This window comes from Zoogloea sp. (assembly GCF_028689785.1).
Taxonomy (GTDB): domain Bacteria; phylum Pseudomonadota; class Gammaproteobacteria; order Burkholderiales; family Rhodocyclaceae; genus Zoogloea.
Map to the genome: position 1 here is coordinate 16,093 of NZ_JAQVCN010000036.1, position 21,275 is coordinate 37,367.

The following is a 21,275-nucleotide window of genomic DNA, read 5'->3' on the forward strand; positions in this document are numbered from 1 at the left end:
TTCGTTGAAGATAGTTGTTTTTATCGTGGGGACCGTATTTTTGCCCCCGGACGCCGGGCACATTACGGGGCCGTACCCCCACCCTCCCCCACGCTACTAAGCAGGAGTCCCTCCATGCGCGCCTACATATGCAATGCCTTCGGCTCCCTCGACACCCATGGTCCCGGCGATCTGCCAGAGCCCCAGCCGGCAGAGGACGAGGTGATCATCGACGTGGTCGCCGCTGGTGTTAATTACTACGACACACTCATCGTGCAGGGTCGATATCAGATCCGTCCGAGCTTGCCCTTCTCCCCTGGAGGCGAGTTCGCGGGCACCATCGCCGCCCTGGGCGCCAAGGTGCAGGGGTTTCAGTCGGGGCAGCGCGTTCTGGCTTTCAATTCCTTCGGCGGCTATGCCGAAAGGGCTCGCGCCCGAGCTAGTCAGGTCTTCCCCTTGCCGGATGCAGTCTCCTTCGATCAGGCAGCGGCAGCCTTGGTGGCTTACGCCACAGCCTGGTTTGCCCTGTACGACCGGGGCCGCCTGAAGGCCGGCGAGACAGTGCTGGTGCTCGGCGCAGCGGGTGGCGTCGGCCTCGCTGCCGTTCAGATCGCCCGGGCTGCGGGTTGCAGGGTGATTGCAGCGGCCAGCACCGTCGACAAGCTCGCCCTGTGCCAGCAGGCGGGGGCCGCTGTCGGAATCAACTATCGCGAAACAGACCTGAAGGATGCTGTGAAAGCAGCCACCGCAGGCCGCGGTGCCGACGTAGTGATCGACGTGGTGGGCGGAGTCTTCACCGAGGCCGCGGTACGGGCGACTGCTTGGCGCGGCCGGGTGCTGGTGATTGGCTTTGCCGCCGGCGACATTCCGCGGGTGCCTGCCAACCTGCTCCTGCTCAAGGGCTGTGAGCTGTCCGGCGTGTTCTGGGATGAATTTCTGCGCCGCGAGCCGGAAGCCTGCCGTGCCCAGGTTGCCGCCATTCTGGCGGGCATTGCCGATGGCAGCCTGGTTCCACCCATCCACGGCCGCTACGCCATCGAACAGGCGGGGGATGCGTTGAAGGTGCTCGCCGAACGCCGGGTGACGGGCAAGCTCCTGATCACCCCCTGCGACTGAGCAGGCCGCGGGGCACGCTGTGCAGCGAACTGATCGCCCAATTGCGCCTCCCCCACAAGGCGCGAATGCCCCGCACACGGGCCAGGACAGGCGCGGCACGTTGCCGAACATATCTCCCAACGCCACCTGAACGCAATGGCCCGACAATTAAACAACCGTCCGCGCAAATGCCTCGCCTTTGAAACTCCAACAGAAGTCTTTGCGCGTAAAATCATGGACTTTTGACCTGGTGTTGCACGAGAGCTGGAAGGTTTCCGTCATCGCCATGAACGGTATGGTCTTCGACCTGCCCTCTCCGCATGGCCGGATGCTGGCGACGTATCTCTCCGGCATTCCCGAGGCCGAGCGTGATCTGATCAGCAACCGGGTCAAGTCTGGCCTCGCCGCCGCGAAGGCACACGGCCGGAAACTGGGCCGCAAGCGTGGCGAACGCCCAAAATCGGATCGGTTTGCCCCGAAAGTCATGGCATTGGTGATGGAAGGTCGCAGCCACCGCTGGATCGCTCGTGACCTCGCTATCAGCAAGAATACTGTCGCAGAAATAGCGCGGCGAGACTGATTGGCGAGCAAAAGCAAATAACGAAACGCTGTGCAATCTTGCCATTGAAAGGAACGGATATTTCGAGGCGCAGTGCACTTTTCGCGATGATAGCGGCTGTGATTGCCCCGTCAAAACACGCGGCGGCTGCCGAAGGAGACACAATGCAAGCACATGCTAGTAGTAGCCATCCCGTTGGTCGTTCCATTTGGAGTGTGCCAGTCTATCTGCCGTATCTCCAACCGAACTTAAGTGACGCAGCTATCGCCGAGGTAGAAAGCCGGCTGCATGTAAAGCTTCCAGAGAGCTATCTGGCTATTCTACGCCAACAGAATGGCGGCCCCACGCGCTGGACCCACCCAGAAACACCAAGTCGAGATATATGGGGTATCGGTCCGCATGGCCCTCATATTGGCGACGATGATTGCTGGCGTGAAACGACTCATCCAGACATATGGAGACCGGCGAATTTTCAAAAACTCATTCCGTTCGACAGCGACGGCAATTGGTACGTCTGTTTCGACTACCGCCACGACGCAGAGCCGTGCGTTACCTACGTTGATCTGGAAACTATGGAAGATCGACTGATCGCGCCAAACTTTACCGCATTTCTCTCGGCGCTTGAGCCTGATAAGGACGAGTTTGTCGGACTTGTGGGCATATCCGGCGAAACGGACATCAACGAATCCAGGGCGCGGCTTAACCAGCTCTTCAACACAAGCGCAAAAGAAGGTCAAGGCGTCGCTGATCTGGGCTATCCGACCTATTTTTGGCCCCATATAGCCAGTATTTCGCCTAACAGTGTCCCGCGCGGCTTTGTGCGCCCGGATGATCCCCGCTACGCAGAACTCAACAATCTCTTGCCGGGAGAAGCCCTTCGCTATCCCGAATTTCCCGACGTCAAGATACTGTTGAAACTGGTCTCAGACAATGCTGCCGACAAGGTCATGATCGCTGCTCGGGCAGTTGGCTTGAATTTGCGAAGGCTAAGTCTGTAGTTCTATCAGTTTGGCCGAAGGTGCTCAGAGGGCACCTCGAGAGCCCCTGTTTCCACCGAAATCACTGTTGTAAGTTGTTGATTTAACGATGCCAGGTGTTCATAAAGTGAGGTTTTTTGAGGTGCCCTGAAGTGTATTTTCGCCCCCGGCCGGAACCGATTCCATGAAGATCGGGCATCGAATCAAAGACTCCAGGGAGCGCACTGCAGGAATCTCGCAGCGAATACCGGGTCGAGCGGGAACTGCCCGCCGATGAGCTACAGTTCCAGGCGGTGTCTATCGCAAGTTCACGCCCGCCCGCCGGGAAGCCCTGCTCACGTTTCTGCAGCATTGGTGATGAGCGCTTGTATACAGCGGCGCTGCACCAGCCCTTCCCCTCACCCGCCCGCCTGACCATGATTACCCGCAAGTATCTCTATCTCATCGCCCTTGCCCGGGAGAAGCACTTCGGTCGTGCCGCCGAGGCTTGCCATGTTTCAGCATCCACCCTGTCGGCGGCCATCCGCGACATCGAATCGGAGCTGGGGGTCACCATCGTGGAGCGGGGCCAGCAGTTTTCCGGGCTGACCGCCGAGGGCGAGCGCGTGCTTGAGTGCGCCCGCCAGATGGCTGCCCGGGCCGAAGGTTTGCGCCAGGAGCTCGCCCAAATGCAGGACGGCCTTACCGGTCGTCTGCGCCTTGGGGTGATCCCCACTGGCCTCACCGCGGTTGCCACCCTGACTGCAGCGTTTTCCCGCCGGCACCCACAGGTGAACGTGGAGGTGTCATCCCTGAGCACGCAGCAGATCTTGGCCGGGCTGCGCAACTTCGAACTGGATGGCGGCATCGCCTACCTGGAATCCACGAGCCCGGACTTGGACGCGTACCCGCTGTGGTGCGAGAACCATGTGCTGCTGACTCCCCAGAGCGGCCCGTTTGAAGGGCGCGACTGCGTTACCTGGCAAGAGGCGGCGCAGATTCCGCTGGGCCTGCTCACTGCCAACATGCACAACCGTCAGACCATCGATGCGGTTTTTGCCAGCCTGGGGCAGAAGCCGCAGCCCACCCTCGAGACTGATTCGATCATCAGCATCCTGGCCCATGTCAGTGCCGGCCACTGGTCGAGCATCGTCCCCCGGGCAGTGCTGGATCTGATTGGCGTCCCCACCGGCACCCGGGTCTTCGACCTGCGCGAGCCGGTTGTCGAATGGGCGACCGGCCTGCTTGTCCTCAACCGGCAACCCCGCTCGCCGATGGTGGACGCCCTGATGAATGAAGCGCGCGCCCTTGGCCATGGCATGCAGAACGGTACCCGCACCGGATGACGCCTCTCCGGCGCCATTCGGGCGGTGGCCCCAATCTGGCGCAGATGCAAATGGCAAAACAGCCAAACACGGCAAAAACATGGACTGGCGCACTGTGTTGGTGCAGAATTGCGGCCTTATACCTCTTTGTTAATAGATCTGGTTTGCAGGCCGTTACCCACACCTGTTCTCCGGCTCTAAGCCGTATTTCCCCTTGCATTCAGTGATCAAGCTCCAGTGGTGAAGGAACCCGGACTCCAGTCGACCGGGGCTCCGGCGAAGGCATCCAGGCAATGGCTGCGTTTCGTGTTTCCCCTGATCGTCCTCTCCGTGCTGATCGGCATGATCGGCAGCGTGGGCTACCGCTACCTGAGTGAGGAAATCCGCCGCGAGACCCACCGGACCCTGGCGGTCATCGCCGAGCAGAAACGACAGCAGATCGAAGTTGCGCTTGGGGCCACCCGCATTGACGCCGGACTTTACTTCTCCCGGCATTCACAGCTCGAGATGCTCTACGGCCAGTGGCTGGACGGAGGTCGTCGCAACGCTGCGATCCTTGAGCGCATGCAGTTCCTGATGGCCGAACTGTTACGGGTTCGAGGCTGGAGCGGGCTGGCGGTGCTCGATGGGGACGGCAAGCCGTCCCTGGTCGTTGGCGAAGCTGATTTTCGCGACCACGCTGACCAGGTCCGCAGCATCCTGCAGCAACCCCGCATCGAGCTCGTGGATCTGCATCGGGACAGCCATGGCCAGGTGATCTACGGCATTCTCGCCCCCATCGGGGGGGCGGGGAGCACTCCGCGGGGGGTTGTCTATCTTGCCTGGCGGGCCGACAAGGCGCTGTACCCGCTGGTCGAATCCTGGCCGGTCCCCACTCGCACCGCCGAGACCTACCTTGTCCGGCGTGACGGCGAGGGGGTGCGCTTTCTGACGCCCTTGCGGCATCGCCATGATGCGGCCCTCACCCTGACCCGCCCCCTTGATGCCCCTAACCTGCCTGCCGCGCGGGCGGTAAAGGGGGAGCACGGCATCCTCGAAGGCGGACGTGACTACCGTGCCGTGCCGGTGCTGGCTTACGCCGCCGCGGTAGCTGGCACGCCCTGGCTGATGCTCGCCGAAATCGACGAAACCGAAGCCTACGCCGGCATCCGCACCATGGCCTGGGCCACCGCCCTGGTGGTCGGCTTCGGCCTGCTGTTGGTCTATTCGGCGAGCTACCTGCTGTGGCGCCGCAACCGGGAGCGCCAGGAGTTTGTTGCGCTGAAGGCCCAGCGGGCCGCCGAAGCACGCTTCCGGGTCATCTTCGAGCAGGCTCCCCTGGGGGTGGCGCTGCTCGACTCGCGCAGCGGCTGCATCACCGAGACCAATTCGCGCTACGCCGAGATCGTCGGACGCCCGCCAGAGGTACTGCCCGGCCTCGATCCGGTGCGTCTGACCCACCAGGACGACATCAACGAGACCCTGGAGCAGATCGCCCGCCTGGGGCGCAAGGAGATCAGCGGCTACCGTCAGAACAAGCGCTATCTGCGCCCGGACGGCTCGGTGGTATGGGCCAGCGTCACCTGTGCCCCCGTGCAGGTGGACACCGAGGAAGCCCCCCGCTACCTGGCCATTGTCGAGGACATCACCGCCCGGCGCATGATGGAAGAGCGCTTGCGCATCAGCGAGGAGCGTCACCGCCTGCTCGCCGACAACGCCATCGACGTGATCCTCACCATGGACCTGGACGGGCGTTACGCCTATGTCAGCCCCTCGGTCGAGAAGCTGCGCGGTTTCACCACCGAAGAGGTCATGGCGCAATCCATGGAGGACGCCCTTACCCCTGAATCCCTTGGCGTTGCCCGGGCCTACTTTGCCCGGCTGCATGCCAACTTGGCCGCCGGGCTGCCGCCGGAGCTCTTCCGGGGCGAGCTGGAGCACCGCTGCAAGGACGGCTCGACGGTGTGGACCGACGTGACTGCCAGCCCGCTGCTGGGCACCGACGGGCATTTCGTGGAAATCCTCGGGGTGATCCGCGATATCAGCGAGCGCAAGCGCTACGAACACGAGCTGCGTCAGGTCTATGACGCCGCCGAGGCCGCCAACTCGGCCAAGAGCGAATTCCTGGCCCACATGAGCCACGAGATCCGCACCCCCATGAACGCCGTGCTCGGCCTGGCCCAGGTGCTCGAACGCGAACCCCTCGCCGACAACCAGCGCGATATGGTCGAGCGCATCCGCAGCGCTGGCCAGTCGTTGCTCGCCATCCTCAACGACATCCTCGACCTGTCCAAGATCGAGGCCGGTCAGCTGCGCATCGAATCGCGCCCCTTCGACCTGGCCGCCCTGCTCGCCAATCTGGACAGCCTGATGGGCCAGGTGGCCCGGAGCAAGGGCTTGTCCCTGCGCCTCGAAGCCCCCTCCAACCGCCTCGGCCCCCTGCTCGGCGACGGGCTGCGCCTGGAGCAGGTGCTGTTCAACCTCACCGGCAACGCCATCAAGTTCACCGAGCAGGGCGAGGTGGCGGTTCACATCAATACCCTGGAGAGCAGCGCCAGCGAACTGCGCCTGCGCTTCGAGGTACGCGACACCGGCATCGGCATTGCCCCCGATGCCCTGGCCCGCCTGTTTGCCCCCTTTGCCCAGGCCGACGCCGGCATCAGCCGCCGCTTTGGCGGCACCGGACTGGGCCTGTCCATCTGCAAGCGCCTGGTGGAGCTCATGGGCGGGGCCATCGGCGCTGAAAGCCAGATAGGCCAGGGCAGCAGCTTCTGGTTCGAGCTCCCCTTCACCCGTGGCTGTGAAAGCGAAACCAGCACGCTGGCCGACGCTGCACCGCGCCCGCCCGCCGGTCCGCGGCTGGTGGGGGCCCACCTGCTGGTTGTGGACGACAGCGCCATGAACCGGGATCTGGTGGAGCGCGCCCTGCACCTGGAAGGTGCCACCGCCACCCTGGCCGCCGACGGCCTGCAGGCGGTGCAACTGCTCCAGACCCGCCCCGAGCGCTTCGACGCGGTGCTGATGGACGTTCAGATGCCGGTCATGGATGGTCTGGCCGCCACCCGCATGATCCGTGGTCAGCTCGGCATGATCGAGCTGCCCATCATCGCCTTCACCGCCGGCGTGCGTGATGACCAGCAGGCCGCGGCCCGGGCTGCCGGTGCCGACGATGTGCTGGCCAAACCCATGGACCTGGAGCAGATGGCCTTGCTGCTGTCGAAGTGGATTCAGCCCCGCCAAGCCGTCTCCCTGCCCGAGGCCCGGGTCGAAGAAGCCGTCGAAGCTTTTCCGGAGATCCCGGGTATGGACAGCGAGCGTGCCAGCCAGCGCCTGAGCCGTGATCGGGACATGTTCATCGGTCTGCTGGAACTCTTCGTCCATGACAACGCCAACGCGGGGGCCGAAACCCGCGAAGCTCTGGCCGCGGGCGACCGGGAAGCTGCTGCCCGACGCATGCATACCCTGGGCAGCAACGCCGGCTTCCTCTGCGCCCTCGACCTGATGGCGGCGGCGCGAGCCCTCGAACAGGCCATTGATCAGGGCGAAACGGCGCTGGATGAACGCCTCGATGCCCTCGAAGAAGGCATCGCCGATCTGGTGGCCGCCAGCGCCCCCTGGCGCTGACGGGGCGGCGCCTTCGCCCCAGCCGAACACCTCTTCGATATTTCCTGATTCCCCCACCCCGGGCGGGGGCATACCATCCTTGACGAATCCGCAGCGCGCCCTGCCTGCTGCTCTGATCAAGGAATGCCATGCCCCAGGCCACCGCCACCTTTTCCCCCCTGAGCGACAACGCACGCGAAGCGATCCAGCGCGCAATTGATAGCCACGCGTCCCGCCCCGGTGCGCTGCTGCCCATCCTCCACGCCATTCAGGACGCCATCGGTTGGGTACCGGCGCAGGCCGTGCCCCAGATCGCCACCGCCCTCAACCAGAGTCGGGCCGAGATCCACGGGGTGATCAGCTTCTATCACCACTTCCGCAGCACGCCCCCGGGGCAGACGGTGGTGCAGGTATGCCGTGCCGAATCCTGTCAGGCCAGGGGAGGCCTGGCCCTCGAAGAACACGCCAAGCGCAGTCTGGGCATAGACTGGCATGAGACCACTGCCGACGGTGCGATCAGCCTGGAGCCGGTATATTGCCTGGGCAACTGCGCCTGTTCGCCGTCGATCCGCATCGGAGACGAAGTCCTGGGGCGAGTCAGCTGCCAGGGCTTCGATGGCCTCGTTGATGAACTGAGGGCCGGCCGGCCCAACCCGGCGGACGCACCGCAGGCGGCATGTACCTCCGGTGGCATCCGCGTCTTTGTACCCCTCGATTCCGGTGCCCTGGCCGTAGGCGCTGATGACGTCGCCCAGGCCATCGCCCACGAGGCCGCCGCCCGGGGCATCGACGTGGAGCTGATCCGCAACGGCTCTCGCGGGCTGTACTGGCTGGAGCCCCTGGTGGAGGTGGAGACCCCCGCCGGCCGGCTCGCCTATGGCCCGGTGAAGGCTGCCGACGTCCCTGCCCTCTTCGACGCCGGTTTTCACACCGGCGGCATGCACCGCCTGGGGCACGGCCTGACCGAGCACATTCCCTTCCTGGCCGGCCAGGAACGGCTCACCTTTCGGAGGGTCGGCCTTACGGCGCCCCTGTCCCTGGACGATTACCTGGCCCACGGCGGCTTCCAGGGCCTCAAGAAGGCCGTGGCTCTGGAAGGCGCCGCCATCGTCAAGGAAGTCACCGACTCCGGCCTGCGCGGCCGTGGTGGCGCGGCCTTTCCCACTGGCATCAAGTGGAACACCGTGCTCCACGCTGCCGGACCGACCAAGTACGTGGTGTGCAACGCCGACGAGGGTGACTCCGGCACCTTCTCCGACCGCATGCTGATGGAGGGCGACCCCTACTGTCTGATCGAGGGCATGACCATCGCCGGCCTGGCGGTGGGCGCCACCCAGGGCTACATCTACCTCCGCTCCGAATACCCCCACGCTTTCCATACCCTGCAGAAGGCCATCGACCTGGCCCGGACTGCCGGCTGGCTGGGCTCCGACGTGGCCTGTTCCGGCCGGGCCTTCGAGCTGGAAGTGCGCCTCGGTGCCGGCGCCTACGTGTGCGGTGAAGAGACAGCCATGCTCGAAAGCCTGGAAGGCAAACGCGGCATCGTGCGCTTCAAACCGCCGCTGCCAGCCATCCAGGGCCTGTTCGGTCGGCCTACCGTCATCAACAACGTGATGAGCCTGGCCGCGGTGCCGCTGATCCTGGCCCGGGGTGCCGCCTATTACCGGGACTACGGCATGGGCCGCTCCCACGGCACCCTGCCCTTCCAGCTGGCCGGCAACCTGCGCCACCCTGGGCTGGTGGAGAAGGCCTTCGGCATCACCCTGCGCGAGCTGCTGCTGGATTACGGCGGCGGCTCTGCCAGCGGCCGGCCGATCCGCGCCGTGCAGGTGGGCGGCCCCCTGGGCGCTTTCGTACCCGAGAGCCAGTTCGACGTGCCCCTCGACTACGAGACCTACGCCGCCATGGGCGCCATGATCGGCCACGGCGGGCTGGTGGCCTTTGACGACAGCGCCGACATGGCGCAGCTGGCCCGCTACGCCATGGAGTTCTGCGCCACCGAGTCCTGCGGCAAGTGCACGCCCTGCCGCATCGGCTCCACCCGGGGCGTCGAGGTGATCGACCGGATCATCGCCGGCGAGGCCCGCGACGCCAACCTCGCCCTGCTCGACTCCCTCTGCGACACCATGCTCCACGGCTCCCTGTGCGCCCTCGGCGGCATGGCTCCGTATCCGGTGAAGTCCGCCTTGACCCATTTCCCGCAGGATTTCGGCATCACGCCGGTCACTGCCGAGTAAGGAAGCCCCATGTCCCTGCCCCGCGATACCGACTACGGCACCCCGGCCTGTGATTCCGCGCAGTCCGTCAGCCTGCTCATCGACGGCCAGCCCGTGTGCGTGCCCGCCGGCACCAGCATCATGCGTGCCGCCGGCCAGAGCGGCTGTGCCATCCCCAAGCTGTGCGCCACCGACAGCCTGGAACCCTTTGGCTCCTGCCGCCTGTGTCTCGTCGAGGTGGACGGCCGCAAGGGCTTTCCGGCGTCCTGCACCACGCCGGTGGAGGCCGGCATGGTGGTACGCACCCAGACCCCGAAGCTCGCCGAGCTGCGCCGCAACGTAATGGAGCTGTACATCTCCGACCACCCCCTGGACTGCCTTACCTGCCCCACCAACGGCAACTGCGAGCTGCAGGACATGGCCGGCGTGGTTGGCCTGCGCGAGGTGCGCTACGGCTTCAAGGGCGAGAACCACTTTGAATGCAGCCAGAAGGACGAGTCCAACCCCTATTTCAGCTACGACCCTGCCAAGTGCATCGTCTGCAACCGCTGCGTGCGGGCCTGTGAGGAGACCCAGGGCACCTTCGCCCTCACCATCTCCGGCCGAGGCTTCGATTCCCGCGTGTCGCCGGGGCAGAACGAATCCTTCATGGACTCGGAGTGCGTGTCCTGCGGCGCCTGCGTCAATGCCTGCCCTACGGCCACCCTCACGGAAAAATCGGTGATCCAGCTCGGCCAGGCCGAGCGCAGCGTCACCACCACCTGCGCCTATTGCGGCGTCGGTTGTTCATTCAAGGCCGAGGTGAAGGGCAACCAGGTGGTGCGCATGGTGCCAGCCAAAGATGGCGGCGCCAACGCCGGCCACGCCTGTGTCAAGGGCCGCTTTGCCTGGGGCTACGCCACCCACGCTGACCGCATCACCACCCCGATGATCCGCCCGAGCGTGGACGCACCCTGGCAGAAGGTCAGCTGGGACGAGGCCCTGGCCTACGCCGCCGGTGAATTCAAGCGCATCCAGGCAAAATACGGCCGCGGCGCGGTGGGTGGCATCACCTCCAGCCGCTGCACCAACGAAGAGACCTATCTCGTCCAGAAGCTGGTGCGAGCCGCCTTTGGCAACAACAATGTGGACACCTGTGCCCGGGTCTGCCATTCGCCCACCGGCTACGGCCTCAAGCAGACCCTTGGGGAATCCGCCGGCACCCAGGATTTCGCCTCGGTGCTCAAGGCTGACGTGATCGTGGTGATCGGCGCCAACCCCACCGACGGGCACCCGGTCTTCGGCTCGCTCCTCAAGAAGCGTATCCGCCAGGGGGCAAAGCTGATCGTCGTCGATCCCCGCGCCATCGATCTGGTGCGCTCGCCCCATGTGGCCGCGGCCCATCACCTCAAGCTGCTGCCCGGCACCAACGTGGCCATGGTCAACGCCCTGGCCCACACAATCGTCACCGAAGGCCTGGTGGCCGAAGCCTACGTGGCCGAACGCTGTGAAGGCCCCGCCTTCGAGGCCTGGCGCGAGTTCGTGTCGCGCCCCGAGAATTCGCCGGAAGCGGCCGAGGCCATCACCGGTGTGCCGGCGGCCGAGATCCGAGCCGCCGCCCGTCTGTATGCCACCGCCGGCAACGGCGCCATCTACTACGGCCTGGGTGTCACCGAGCACAGCCAGGGCTCCACCACCGTGATGGGCATCGCCAACCTGGCCATGGTCACCGGCAACGTAGGCCGCCCGGGTGTGGGCGTGAACCCCCTGCGTGGACAGAACAACGTGCAGGGCAGCTGCGACATGGGCTCCTTCCCCCACGAGCTGCCCGGCTACCGCCACGTCTCCGACACCACCACCCGCGCCCTCTTCGAGTCGGCCTGGAATGTCAGCATCGACCCGGAACCGGGCCTGCGCATTCCCAACATGTTCGAGGCGGCGCTGGACGGCAGCTTCAAGGGCATCTACATCCAGGGCGAGGACATCGTCCAGTCCGACCCCAATACCCAGCACGTGGAAGCCGCCATGGCGCAGATGGAGTGCGTGGTGGTGCAGGACCTGTTCCTCAACGAAACCGCGAAGTGGGCTCACGTGTTTTTGCCCGGTTCCAGCTTCCTGGAGAAGGACGGCACCTTCACCAATGCCGAGCGGCGCATCTCGCGGGTGCGCAAGGTGATGCCGCCCGTGGCCGGCAAGGCCGACTGGGAAGCCACCCTGGCCCTGGCTGACGCCCTCGGCTACCCGATGAGCTACGGCCACCCGTCCGAAATCATGGACGAGATTGCCCGCCTCACCCCGAGCTTCCATGGGGTGAACTACGATCTGCTCGAAAAGAAAGGCAGCATCCAGTGGCCGTGCAACGAGGCCGCGCCGGAGGGCACGCCGACCATGCATGTGGGCGGTTTCATCCGCGGCAAGGGGCGCTTCATGCTCACGCCCTTCGTGCCCACTACTGAAAAGATCACCCGTCGCTTCCCGCTGATCCTCACCACCGGACGCATCCTCAGCCAGTACAACGTGGGCGCCCAGACCCGGCGTACCGCCAACGTGGCCTGGCACGACGAAGACCGGCTGGAGATCCACCCGGTGGATGCCGAAGACCGGGGCATAAAGGACGGTGATTGGGTCGGCATCGCCAGCCGGGCCGGAGAGACGGTGCTGCGCGCCACGGTGACGGAGCGGGTCCAGCCGGGCGTGGTGTACACCACCTTCCACTTCCCGGAATCCGGTGCCAACGTGATCACCACCGACAACTCCGACTGGGCCACCAATTGCCCCGAGTACAAGGTGACGGCGGTACAGGTGACCCTGTGCGCCCAACCCTCGGAATGGCAGCAGCGCTTTGCCGCCCGCCGCGAGCAGCAGCAGGGCTTCCTCAAACCCGCCACCACCGACGCAGGCTGAGAGCGCCATGAATACCGACTACGTACTGCGCATGGCCAACCAGATCGGCGACGCGCTGGGCATCAATCCCGATCAGGAGCAGGCCGTCCGCGACCTGGCCGAGCATCTCAAACGCTTCTGGGAGCCACGCATGCGTGGTGCCTTGCTGACCCTGGCCGACACACCAGACGGAGCGGCGCGCCTCTCGCCGCTGGTGTGCCAGGCCGTGGCGGTTCTGCGGCCACCGCCCTGATGCGGGCTTTCCGGGCTGGTCCGGTGCCGGGCCCTCGCCCTATACTTGCGGGCCGGGCCACTGCGAAGGGCCCCGCGACCTGCCTGAACACCGCCGATGCCTCTGCCGGAAGACTCCCCAGCCACCGTTGAAACTGCGTTGTCCCCCGGCTTGTCCCGTGTGCAGCGCATCCTGCTGACTGCCGCTGGGCTGCTTGCCCTGTTCCTGGGCGTGCTCGGGATTGTTCTGCCCGGCCTCCCCACGACCCCCTTCGTTCTCCTCTCCGCCGCCTGCCTTGCCCGCTCGTCACCCCGTCTGCACCACAAGCTCGTCACCAACCGGCATCTCGGGCCACTGGTGCGTGACTGGGAGGCCAATCGCTCCCTGCCTTTGAAGATCAAGTGGCTGTCCACGTCTATCATGAGTGGCATGGTCGCCTTGTCAGCCTGGCAGTTCAGCGGGCGTCCGGGCTTGCAGGCCCTGGTGCTGGCCCTCGGTGTCGTGGGTTGTATCGTGGTCTGGCGAATTCCAACCCGGCGCTGAGTGGGCCCCGCTACAGTGCCTTCAGCGCGCCCACTCGCTTTCTGCAAGACCTCCACCATGATTCCAGGACATCGCCACCACGAACACCATCGCAGCGACCGCATAGGCTGGCTGCGTGCCGCCGTGCTGGGGGCCAACGACGGCATCGTGTCCACCGCCAGCCTGGTTGTGGGCGTGGCGGCTGCCAGTTCCGACCATGCCGCTGTCCTGCTCACCGGGGTTGCCGGGTTGGTGGCCGGTGCCATGTCCATGGCGGCGGGCGAGTATGTCTCGGTGCACTCCCAGGCCGACACCGAAAAAGCTGATTTGTCGCGGGAAAAGGTCGAGCTCGAAAACACGCCTGAAGCTGAACTGCGGGAGCTGGCCGGGATTTACGTCGGGCGCGGGCTCGACCCGGAGCTGGCCCGGCAGGTGGCTCAGCAACTCACCCGCCATGACGCCCTCGGCGCCCATGCCCGGGATGAGCTGGGTATCTCTGACGCCCTTTCAGCGCGCCCGGTGCAGGCTGCGCTGGCCTCTGCTGCCAGCTTCGCCGTCGGCGCCGCCCTACCCCTGGCCGTGACCGCTTTGATGCCCGGTGAATGCCTGATCCCCTCTGTCTCCGTCACCAGCCTGCTCTTCCTCGGGCTGCTGGGTGCCATAGCGGCGAAGGCCGGTGGAGCACGGCCGTGGATCGGCGCCGTCCGGGTCGGCTTCTGGGGGGCGCTTGCCATGGCCATCACGGCAGGGGTGGGGCGTGCATTCGGTACGGTGATCTGAGGCGGGGCTCAACGAGAGTGTGAAGATTTTCACGTTGGAGACGTTGGCGAAAAAATAATTGCTGCATTGCACAATATTTTCGTCTAATATCTGAATCGTCTCCTCCACCCTCCTCCTTTGGTGTGGATTTCAACCCGAGCGCCCCGCGGCCCTCGGGTTTTTTTCTGGGCGCAGCGTGTGAAGCGTGCCCTCTCCGCGGCTGAAACGACGGCACGCGCACATCGATTCAGGTCAGGCATGGGCGCGGTGAGACACAGCATCCGGCAACCATTCACTCAATAGTCTGCCGGCCTCGGTCGCTGCATGGAGGGAGCCAGCTCGAAGTGGTTGGAGCGACTCGGATGGCTCAGCACGGTGTTGATCCTGGACTGCAGATCGAACATGGGGCAGCCCCGCCGACGGTGAAGCCTATGACGGCGAACCGCTAGGTGCGATAGCGACTGACGAAGCGATCCCGCGAGTGGGGCAGGAAGAAGGGGTTTCTGCGGCGCTCCTCGCCGATGGTGGACACCGTGCGGCCATGGAAGTCATGCCCCGGAAACACCAGCGTCTCGTCGGGCAGCATGAAAAGCTGGTTCAACACCGAATCGTAGAGGCGCCCCGGGTCGCAGTCGCTGTCCCCGGCCTGACTGCAACCACCCAGTTCGAGGGCATCACCACAGAAAACCCGGTCCTGCCACAGGTAGCTGACGCTGCAAGCGGTATGGCCCGGGGTGGCGATCACCCGAATCCACTCCTGCCCGACCGGCAACTGCTCTCCGTGCGTCACGGCGCGCTGGCCGGGCAGGCTCCGCCCTCCCCTACCGACAATCACCTGGGCTCCCGGATAGAGGTCGGGGAGGCTGTTGCCGGGGTCTGTATGGGCATGGGTCAGCAGGATGAAGCCCAGGTCGAAGCCGCGTTCTGCCAGCAGTGCGCTCAGCAGCAGGGCTTGGCAAGGATCGGGACGGGGATCGATGGCCACCGCTTGGCCGGTGGCAGTATCCGCGAGCAGGTAGCTCATGGCTGCGTGGTCGGGCTCGAAGAACTGGCGAAAGTACATGGCGGGCTTTCAGTGGCCTGCGATCTGGAACATGGCGAGCACAAGGGCTCCCAGGCAGGCAGGGCTGGACAGGAACATCCGGGCGATACGAGGCAGCCGGGCCCCAAGGCCCAGGCCGCTGGCAAAGCCGGCACCCATGGACCACAGCAACAGGATGGCGGCAAGGGGATCGGCTGCGCCCCAACGATCCTGGCTGACATGGGGAGCGAAGAGCAGCAGACCGGCCACCACAAGGCCTGTCAGTACCGACAGGATGCGGACGCCCAGGTCTTGGCTCGTGCCGCCTCCGCTGGCACGTCCGTCTGCAGACGAATCATCAGGCGGAGCCATTGTCTTCGCCAATGCGCAGACGCGCGTCGCTGAGGTAGGTGTAGGGCGGCACTTCCAGATTGGTGGGGGCCGGCTTGTTCTTGAAGACCCGACCGGCAAAGTCGAAGGTGGAGCCATGACAGGGGCACAGGAAGCCACCCGGCCAGTCGGCACCCAGGGCCGGGTTGCCAGGCTGGAAGGCTGACGAAGGCGAGCAGCCCAGGTGGGTGCAGATCCCCACCGCCACAAAAATCTCCGGACGCCGCGACCGGTGCGGGTTGTGGGCGTACTCCGGTTGCTGGGATTCCACCGCAGACCCCGGATCGGCGAGGTCTCCCTCGGCCGTGGCGAGGGCGGCGAGCATCTCCGGGGTGCGATGCAGGATCCACACAGGCTTGCCACGCCATTCAACCACCATCATTTCACCCGGTGCGAGCTTGTCGATATCCACCTCTACTGGTGCGCCTGCTGCCATTGCCCGCTCGGACGGGGTGAGGCTGGCTACGAAGGGAACGGCGGTTGCGGCGGCCAGTACGCCTCCCACGCCCGCCGTCGCGATCAGCAACTGGCGTCGGCCAGGGCTGCATGGGCTTGAGATGTGGGGGCTTCCGAGCGTGGAGGCGGGGGTGCTTGCCATGAGGTTTCTCCTGGGGACTGGGGTGCCGGGGTCGGACACCAAACATAAGCGAGTGCTTATCAAGTCCTGTGCCAGAATTCTCCTCCAGGGGAAATCCATTTGTTTACAGATGCCTGGAACTTCAGAGTGCTGCCGAAACCCGGGAGCGATACGGCAGTGGCAGTGCTTTGGCAGCAAAGATGTCTTGTCTCTGACAGTCGTGGCAGCCCTGCCCCCTTCTTCGTCGATATGATTGACGGTCCCTTACGCAAGAGCTCTTCAATCTGCCCCCATGGCCGAATGTGTCGTGATACCTGTCCGTGACGGGTTCATTTGAGCCCGATGGCCTGCATCAGCTGGCCGGCGTTGTGGGCGTACTCGATGGCGGTGACCTTTCCATCGGCCACGCGCAGGATGGTCGCAGCCCCTTTCTGACGAGGTAGGTCGGCAAGCTGCGCGGCGTCCCGCCCAAGCCCGACTGCAAAGGGCATCTCCCGCAGTGCAGGCAGGGCAAACATCCGGGTGACAAGCGCCGGCATGGCGCTGATGTCGGCAAAGTAGACTGCCTTGAGGGTGGCGAGTACCCCTTCAGGCTGTGCCGCCAGTACTTCATTGATCAGATCACTGCCAGCCTTGTCAGCGGCGAAAAGGACGGTCCGCGTGTCGGCGCGGGTCGATACCAGCTTGCCGTGCTGGTCCTCGAGACTCAGCGCAGGCAAGGGGTTGCCGGGCAGTACAGGCGCAGCGCCGGCCACCAGAGGCAGCGCCAAGCCAACGAGTAGCAGCGATCTGAGTGTTCTCCTGAATTTCATGGTTCTTCCTTTCCTCTCTGTTGTTGAAACCCATGGCCTTTTCGGCAGGAACCCGTTGCAGTCATGCACGGACAAACCAGGGTGTTATGAACAGTGGATGGCGCCAAGGTTTCATGGGCGCCCGCCGGTTTAGGTACTCGGATCAAGCATGGAGCTTGAGAACCGTGGCAAGGAGCAGCGCCAGGAGACAGGTCCAACCCGAAAACAGCCATCGCCAGACCGGCTGGACAGGAATGAACCCCACTCCGCGTACGAAACCGGCGGTCATGGCCATGAACAGCGCCAGGGCCAGTCCGTGATCAGCTTGCGCCTTTGAGTCGGTCATCAGCGAGGGGTAGAGGGTAGCCGCGAGCATGATCGTCAAGGCAACCATCAGGCTGGGTAGGTGGATCCTGCCGGTGGGTGTCCTGTCAGGGAGTTCCGGTTCATCTCTGGGCTTCATATTCGGCATGACAAGGAAAAAACCAGATTTTGCCAATCAATCATCGTGCCAATTTTTATGCTGGGAACGGAGTCAATGAAATCAAGCAGCTGGAGATCTTTACTGGCAATCAAGGCGGGCATTTCTGCCATCTTGGCAGATGTTTCACTGCCAGAATCCGGCTATTGGCAGAACCTGAATCCACATAGGCAGAGGCGATCCAGAGCATCAATTGAATTAATTAGCGCTAATGTATGCTGTTTCAACGGTCGGGACGTCTGCTGAATCGGGTGTCTCTGATGGGGGTCTGCAACTGGCCAGATTCCCGCAACAAGGTGCACGGCGCGCGGCTATCCCCACGCGCAGGGCCTTTCCGGCGCAGCAGCAAACGCACACATGCCAGGACCACAGGAGACGATGATGAACGGAAACAACACGAAACCGGCGGGTCAGTGCCCGGTGATGCACGGTGGCAATACGGCCGTTGGCAACTCGAACATGGACTGGTGGCCGAAAGCCCTGAACCTCGACATCCTCCATCAGCACGACAGCAAGACCAATCCCTTGGGGGCCGGCTTCACTTACCGAGAAGCCGTCAAGAAGCTCGACGTGGATGCGCTGAAGAAAGACCTGCACACCCTGATGACCGACAGTCAGGACTGGTGGCCCGCCGACTGGGGCCACTACGGCGGCTTGATGATCCGCATGGCCTGGCATGCGGCGGGCTCCTACCGGGTGGCTGATGGCCGCGGTGGCGCCGGCACTGGCAACCAGCGCTTTGCCCCCCTCAATTCCTGGCCTGACAACGCCAACCTGGACAAGGCTCGCCGCCTGCTGTGGCCAATCAAGCGGAAGTACGGCAACAAGCTCAGTTGGGCCGACCTGATCGTGCTCGCAGGCACGGTGGCCTATGAGTCCATGGGCCTCAAGACCTTCGGTTTCGGCTTCGGCCGTGAGGACATCTGGCACCCCGAGAAGGACACCTACTGGGGTTCCGAGAAAGAATGGCTGGCGCCCAGCGACAACCCCAACAGCCGCTATTCGGGCGAACGGGATCTGGAGAACCCCCTCGCCGCCGTGATGATGGGCCTCATCTACGTTAACCCGGAAGGCGTCGATGGCAAGCCCGACCCGCTCCGGACGGCCCAGGATGTACGCGTGACCTTTGCGCGGATGGCCATGAACGACGAGGAGACCGTCGCCCTGACCGCGGGTGGCCACACCGTCGGCAAGGCCCATGGCAACGGCAGCGCCGCCAATCTCGGCCCTGCACCGGAAGCTGCGGACGTGGACGAGCAGGGCCTGGGCTGGAACAACCACAGCACCCGTGGCGTAGGCCGCGACACGGTGACCAGCGGCATCGAGGGTGCCTGGACCACCCACCCGACCCGATGGGACAACGGATACTTCACCCTCCTCCTCAACTACGACTGGGCGCTGACGAAGAGCCCGGCCGGCGCCTGGCAGTGGGAACCGGTGAACATCCGTGAAGAGGACAAGCCGGTGGACGTGGAGGACCCGTCGATCCGCCACAACCCCATCATGACCGATGCCGACATGGCCATGAAGATGGACCCGGAGTATCGCAAGATCTCCGAACGCTTCTACAAGGACCCGGCCTATTTCTCCGAAGTCTTTGCCCGCGCCTGGTTCAAGCTGACTCACCGGGACATGGGCCCCAAGGCGCGCTACATCGGCCCGGAAGTGCCCCAGGAAGACCTGCTCTGGCAGGACCCGGTGCCAGCCGGCAGGACCGACTATGACGTGGCTGCGGTGAAGGCCGCCATCGCCGCCAGCGGCCTCCCGGTGAATGAGCTGGTTGCCACCGCCTGGGACAGCGCCCGCACCTTCCGAGGCTCGGACATGCGCGGCGGCGCCAACGGTGCGCGCATTCGCCTTGCCCCCCAGAAGGATTGGGAGGGCAACGAGCCGACCCGTCTGGCGAGGGTCCTCGCCGTCTATGAAAAAGTTGCGGCCGACACTGGCGCCAGCGTGGCCGATGTGGTCGTGTTGGGCGGCAACCTGGGCATCGAGCAGGCGGCCAAAGCGGCAGGTTTCGACATCAGCGTGCCCTTTGCACCGGGCCGGGGCGATGCCACCGATGCCATGACCGATGCGGAGTCCTTCGACGTGCTGGAGCCGGTTCACGACGCCTACCGCAACTGGCTCAAGAAGGATTACAAGGTCAATGCCGAAGAACTCATGCTTGACCGGACCCAACTGATGGGGCTCACGGCCCACGAGATGACGGCACTGGTGGGTGGCATGCGTGTGCTCGGAACCAACCACGGCGGCAGCCACCACGGGGTGTTCACCGATCGTGTGGGAGCGTTGACCAATGACTTCTTCGTCAATCTCACCGACATGGCCTACACCTGGAAGCCGGCTGGCCGGAACCTGTACGAGATCATCGAGCGCAAAACCGGCGCTGTGAAGTGGACGGCCACCCGCGTCGATCTGGTCTTCGGCTCAAACTCGGTGCTGCGTGCCTACGCCGAGGTCTATGCCCAGGATGACGGCAAGGAGAAGTTCGTCCATGACTTCGTCGCCGCCTGGACCAAGCTGATGAATGCCGACCGCTTCGACCTGAGCTGATCCCGACCGTCCGGCAAAAGGCCCCACGCCATGTTTTTGCCTGGCGTGGGGCCTTTTACGTGCAGTGGCAGCAGCGCTCACTGCTCCTTTTTCGAGACGTTGTTGCGGCCGTCTGCGTGTTCTGCCCACAGGGCATTGAGAATGGCCAGGAAGACGGCAAAGCCGATGCCCAGAATCCAGGTGAAGTACCACATGTGATTGACTCCTTGGAAAGCGGCTTAATAAGCCGAGTGGCTGTTCTCGCGCACGTAGGCGGCGGTGACCTTGCCCCCCATCACCCGGTAAGCCCAGCTCGTGTACAGGATGATGATCGGCATGAAGATCAGCGTGGCCCACAGCATGATGCTGAGGGTCAGCTGACTGGATACGCTGTCCCACACTGTCAGGCTGGCACGCGGGTCGAGGGACGACGGCATGATGAAGGGGAACAGGGCTGCCCCGGCGGTACCGATGACGCCAACGATGGCCAGCGCCGACGCCCAGAAAGCGGCCATGCTGCGGCCCGAACGCGCCAGCGCCTGGGCGGCAAACACACCCACGATGCCGAAGGCGGGCAGCAGCAAGGTCGCAGGATAGATCCGATAGTTGGCAAACCAGGCGCCCGCCTCCCGGACCACCGTCTTGGCCAGGGGGTTGGGCAGCGCCCCGCCCTCCACCGCCGACTGGATGACATAGCCGGGAATCCCCATCCACAGCCACACGCCCGCCGCGACAAAGCTCAGCACCATCAGCCCGCCAAAGAAACCGGCAGCCCGCAATGCCCGCCACTGGATCTCGCCCTGGGTACGGTGCACCAGATAGATGGCGCCATGGAAGGTGATCATGGCCGTGGACACGACCCCGCAGAGCAGCGCAAAGGGGTTGAGCAAGGCCCAGAAACTGCCGGAGTAGGTGGACACCAGGTGGTCATCGAAGCTGAAGGGCACGCCCTGGAACAGGTTGCCGAAGGCCACGCCGAAGATCAGCGGCGGCACCGCTCCACCCACGAACAGGCCCCAGTCCCAGGTCTTGCGCCAGGTGGGCTTGCTGATCTTGCTGCGGTAATCGAACCCCACCGGGCGGAAGAACAGCGCCCACAGCACGGCCAGCATGGCCCAGTAGAAACCCGAAAAGGCGGTGGCATAGACCAGCGGCCAGGCGGCAAAGATGGCCCCGCCGCCGGTGATGAACCACACCTGGTTGCCGTCCCAGTGGGGGCCGACGGTGTTGATGACCACCCGCCTCTCCGTGTCGTCCTTGCCGACAAAGGGCAGCAGCGTGCCAACGCCCATGTCGTGACCATCCATGATGGCGAAGCCCACCAGCAGCACGCCGACGAGCAGCCACCAGATCAGTTTGAGGGATTCATAGTCGAGCATTTTGCGTGTCCTCG

At 64.5% G+C, this 21,275-nt stretch carries 18 protein-coding genes and 1 pseudogene; 12 read left to right on the forward strand and 7 right to left on the reverse strand.

What is annotated here, in order from left to right; translation table 11 throughout:
* Positions 1–114 precede the first annotated feature (114 nt).
* The 11 genes and pseudogenes from PHI64_RS15145 (at position 115) to PHI64_RS15195 (ending at position 14,108) form a co-directional block, all read left to right on the forward strand.
* Positions 115–1,095 (forward strand): NADPH:quinone oxidoreductase family protein, encoded by a 981-nt coding sequence (locus PHI64_RS15145; protein WP_299884274.1) that lies wholly within the window; start codon positions 115–117, stop codon positions 1,093–1,095.
* Positions 1,096–1,209: 114 nt separating this feature from the next.
* Positions 1,210–1,320 (forward strand): annotated as a pseudogene (locus PHI64_RS15150) (IS30 family transposase); the annotation flags it as partial.
* A complete protein-coding gene (locus PHI64_RS15155; protein ID WP_299884276.1) occupies positions 1,274–1,654 on the forward strand; it encodes a recombinase family protein in 381 nt (126 codons plus the stop codon). The pseudogene PHI64_RS15150 and the gene PHI64_RS15155, both read left to right, overlap by 47 nt.
* A gap of 143 nt (positions 1,655–1,797) precedes the next feature.
* Positions 1,798–2,631, forward strand: a complete 834-nt coding sequence (locus tag PHI64_RS15160) for an SMI1/KNR4 family protein (protein ID WP_299884279.1) — start codon at positions 1,798–1,800, stop codon at positions 2,629–2,631.
* 344 nt (positions 2,632–2,975) lie between these two features.
* On the forward strand, positions 2,976–3,935 hold the full coding sequence (locus tag PHI64_RS15165; protein WP_299884281.1) for a LysR substrate-binding domain-containing protein: 960 nt from the start codon (positions 2,976–2,978) through the stop codon (positions 3,933–3,935).
* Between the two features lie 285 nt (positions 3,936–4,220).
* Positions 4,221–7,517 (forward strand): PAS domain-containing hybrid sensor histidine kinase/response regulator, encoded by a 3,297-nt coding sequence (locus PHI64_RS15170; RefSeq protein WP_299884283.1) that lies wholly within the window; start codon positions 4,221–4,223, stop codon positions 7,515–7,517.
* 128 nt (positions 7,518–7,645) lie between these two features.
* Entirely contained in the window at positions 7,646–9,733 is a 2,088-nt protein-coding gene (locus tag PHI64_RS15175) for a formate dehydrogenase subunit gamma (RefSeq protein WP_299884285.1), read from the forward strand.
* A gap of 9 nt (positions 9,734–9,742) precedes the next feature.
* On the forward strand, positions 9,743–12,595 hold the full coding sequence (gene fdhF / locus PHI64_RS15180) for a formate dehydrogenase subunit alpha (protein ID WP_299884287.1): 2,853 nt from the start codon (positions 9,743–9,745) through the stop codon (positions 12,593–12,595).
* Between the two features lie 7 nt (positions 12,596–12,602).
* The gene (locus PHI64_RS15185; RefSeq protein WP_299884289.1) at positions 12,603–12,827 is read left to right on the forward strand and encodes a formate dehydrogenase subunit delta; all 225 of its coding nucleotides are present in this window, start codon (positions 12,603–12,605) and stop codon (positions 12,825–12,827) included.
* 96 nt (positions 12,828–12,923) lie between these two features.
* Positions 12,924–13,349: a YbaN family protein gene (locus PHI64_RS15190; RefSeq protein WP_299884291.1), complete on the forward strand. Its 426-nt coding sequence runs from the start codon at positions 12,924–12,926 to the stop codon at positions 13,347–13,349.
* A gap of 57 nt (positions 13,350–13,406) precedes the next feature.
* A complete protein-coding gene (locus tag PHI64_RS15195) occupies positions 13,407–14,108 on the forward strand; it encodes a VIT family protein (RefSeq protein WP_299884293.1) in 702 nt (233 codons plus the stop codon).
* A gap of 424 nt (positions 14,109–14,532) precedes the next feature.
* On the opposite strand, the gene PHI64_RS15200 is transcribed toward PHI64_RS15195, so the two are convergent.
* The 5 genes from PHI64_RS15200 to PHI64_RS15220 form a co-directional block, all read right to left on the reverse strand.
* Entirely contained in the window at positions 14,533–15,150 is a 618-nt protein-coding gene (locus PHI64_RS15200) for an MBL fold metallo-hydrolase (protein ID WP_299884295.1), read from the reverse strand.
* 9 nt (positions 15,151–15,159) lie between these two features.
* On the reverse strand, positions 15,160–15,480 hold the full coding sequence (locus PHI64_RS15205) for a cyd operon YbgE family protein (protein WP_299884297.1): 321 nt from the start codon (positions 15,478–15,480) through the stop codon (positions 15,160–15,162).
* Positions 15,467–16,096 carry a ubiquinol-cytochrome c reductase iron-sulfur subunit gene (petA, locus tag PHI64_RS15210; RefSeq protein ID WP_299884299.1) on the reverse strand — a complete coding sequence of 210 codons (630 nt, stop codon included), beginning with the start codon at positions 16,094–16,096 and terminating at the stop codon, positions 15,467–15,469. The genes PHI64_RS15205 and petA overlap by 14 nt, the downstream gene beginning before the upstream one ends.
* A gap of 308 nt (positions 16,097–16,404) precedes the next feature.
* Positions 16,405–16,887 (reverse strand): hypothetical protein, encoded by a 483-nt coding sequence (locus tag PHI64_RS15215; protein ID WP_299884302.1) that lies wholly within the window; start codon positions 16,885–16,887, stop codon positions 16,405–16,407.
* A gap of 142 nt (positions 16,888–17,029) precedes the next feature.
* Positions 17,030–17,365: a cyd operon YbgE family protein gene (locus PHI64_RS15220; protein ID WP_299884304.1), complete on the reverse strand. Its 336-nt coding sequence runs from the start codon at positions 17,363–17,365 to the stop codon at positions 17,030–17,032.
* Positions 17,366–17,728: 363 nt separating this feature from the next.
* On the opposite strand from PHI64_RS15220, the gene katG reads away from it, so the two are divergent.
* Positions 17,729–19,903, forward strand: coding sequence for a catalase/peroxidase HPI (katG, locus tag PHI64_RS15225; protein ID WP_299884306.1), 2,175 nt, complete (start codon positions 17,729–17,731; stop codon positions 19,901–19,903).
* A gap of 77 nt (positions 19,904–19,980) precedes the next feature.
* Here katG and cydX read toward each other — a convergent pair whose 3' ends face one another.
* Both cydX and cydB read right to left on the reverse strand, forming a co-directional pair.
* The gene (cydX, locus tag PHI64_RS15230) at positions 19,981–20,097 is read right to left on the reverse strand and encodes a cytochrome bd-I oxidase subunit CydX (RefSeq protein ID WP_299884308.1); all 117 of its coding nucleotides are present in this window, start codon (positions 20,095–20,097) and stop codon (positions 19,981–19,983) included.
* A gap of 24 nt (positions 20,098–20,121) precedes the next feature.
* Complete coding sequence (gene cydB, locus PHI64_RS15235; RefSeq protein WP_299884310.1) at positions 20,122–21,261, reverse strand: cytochrome d ubiquinol oxidase subunit II; 1,140 nt, start codon at positions 21,259–21,261, stop codon at positions 20,122–20,124.
* Positions 21,262–21,275: the final 14 nt, after the last annotated feature.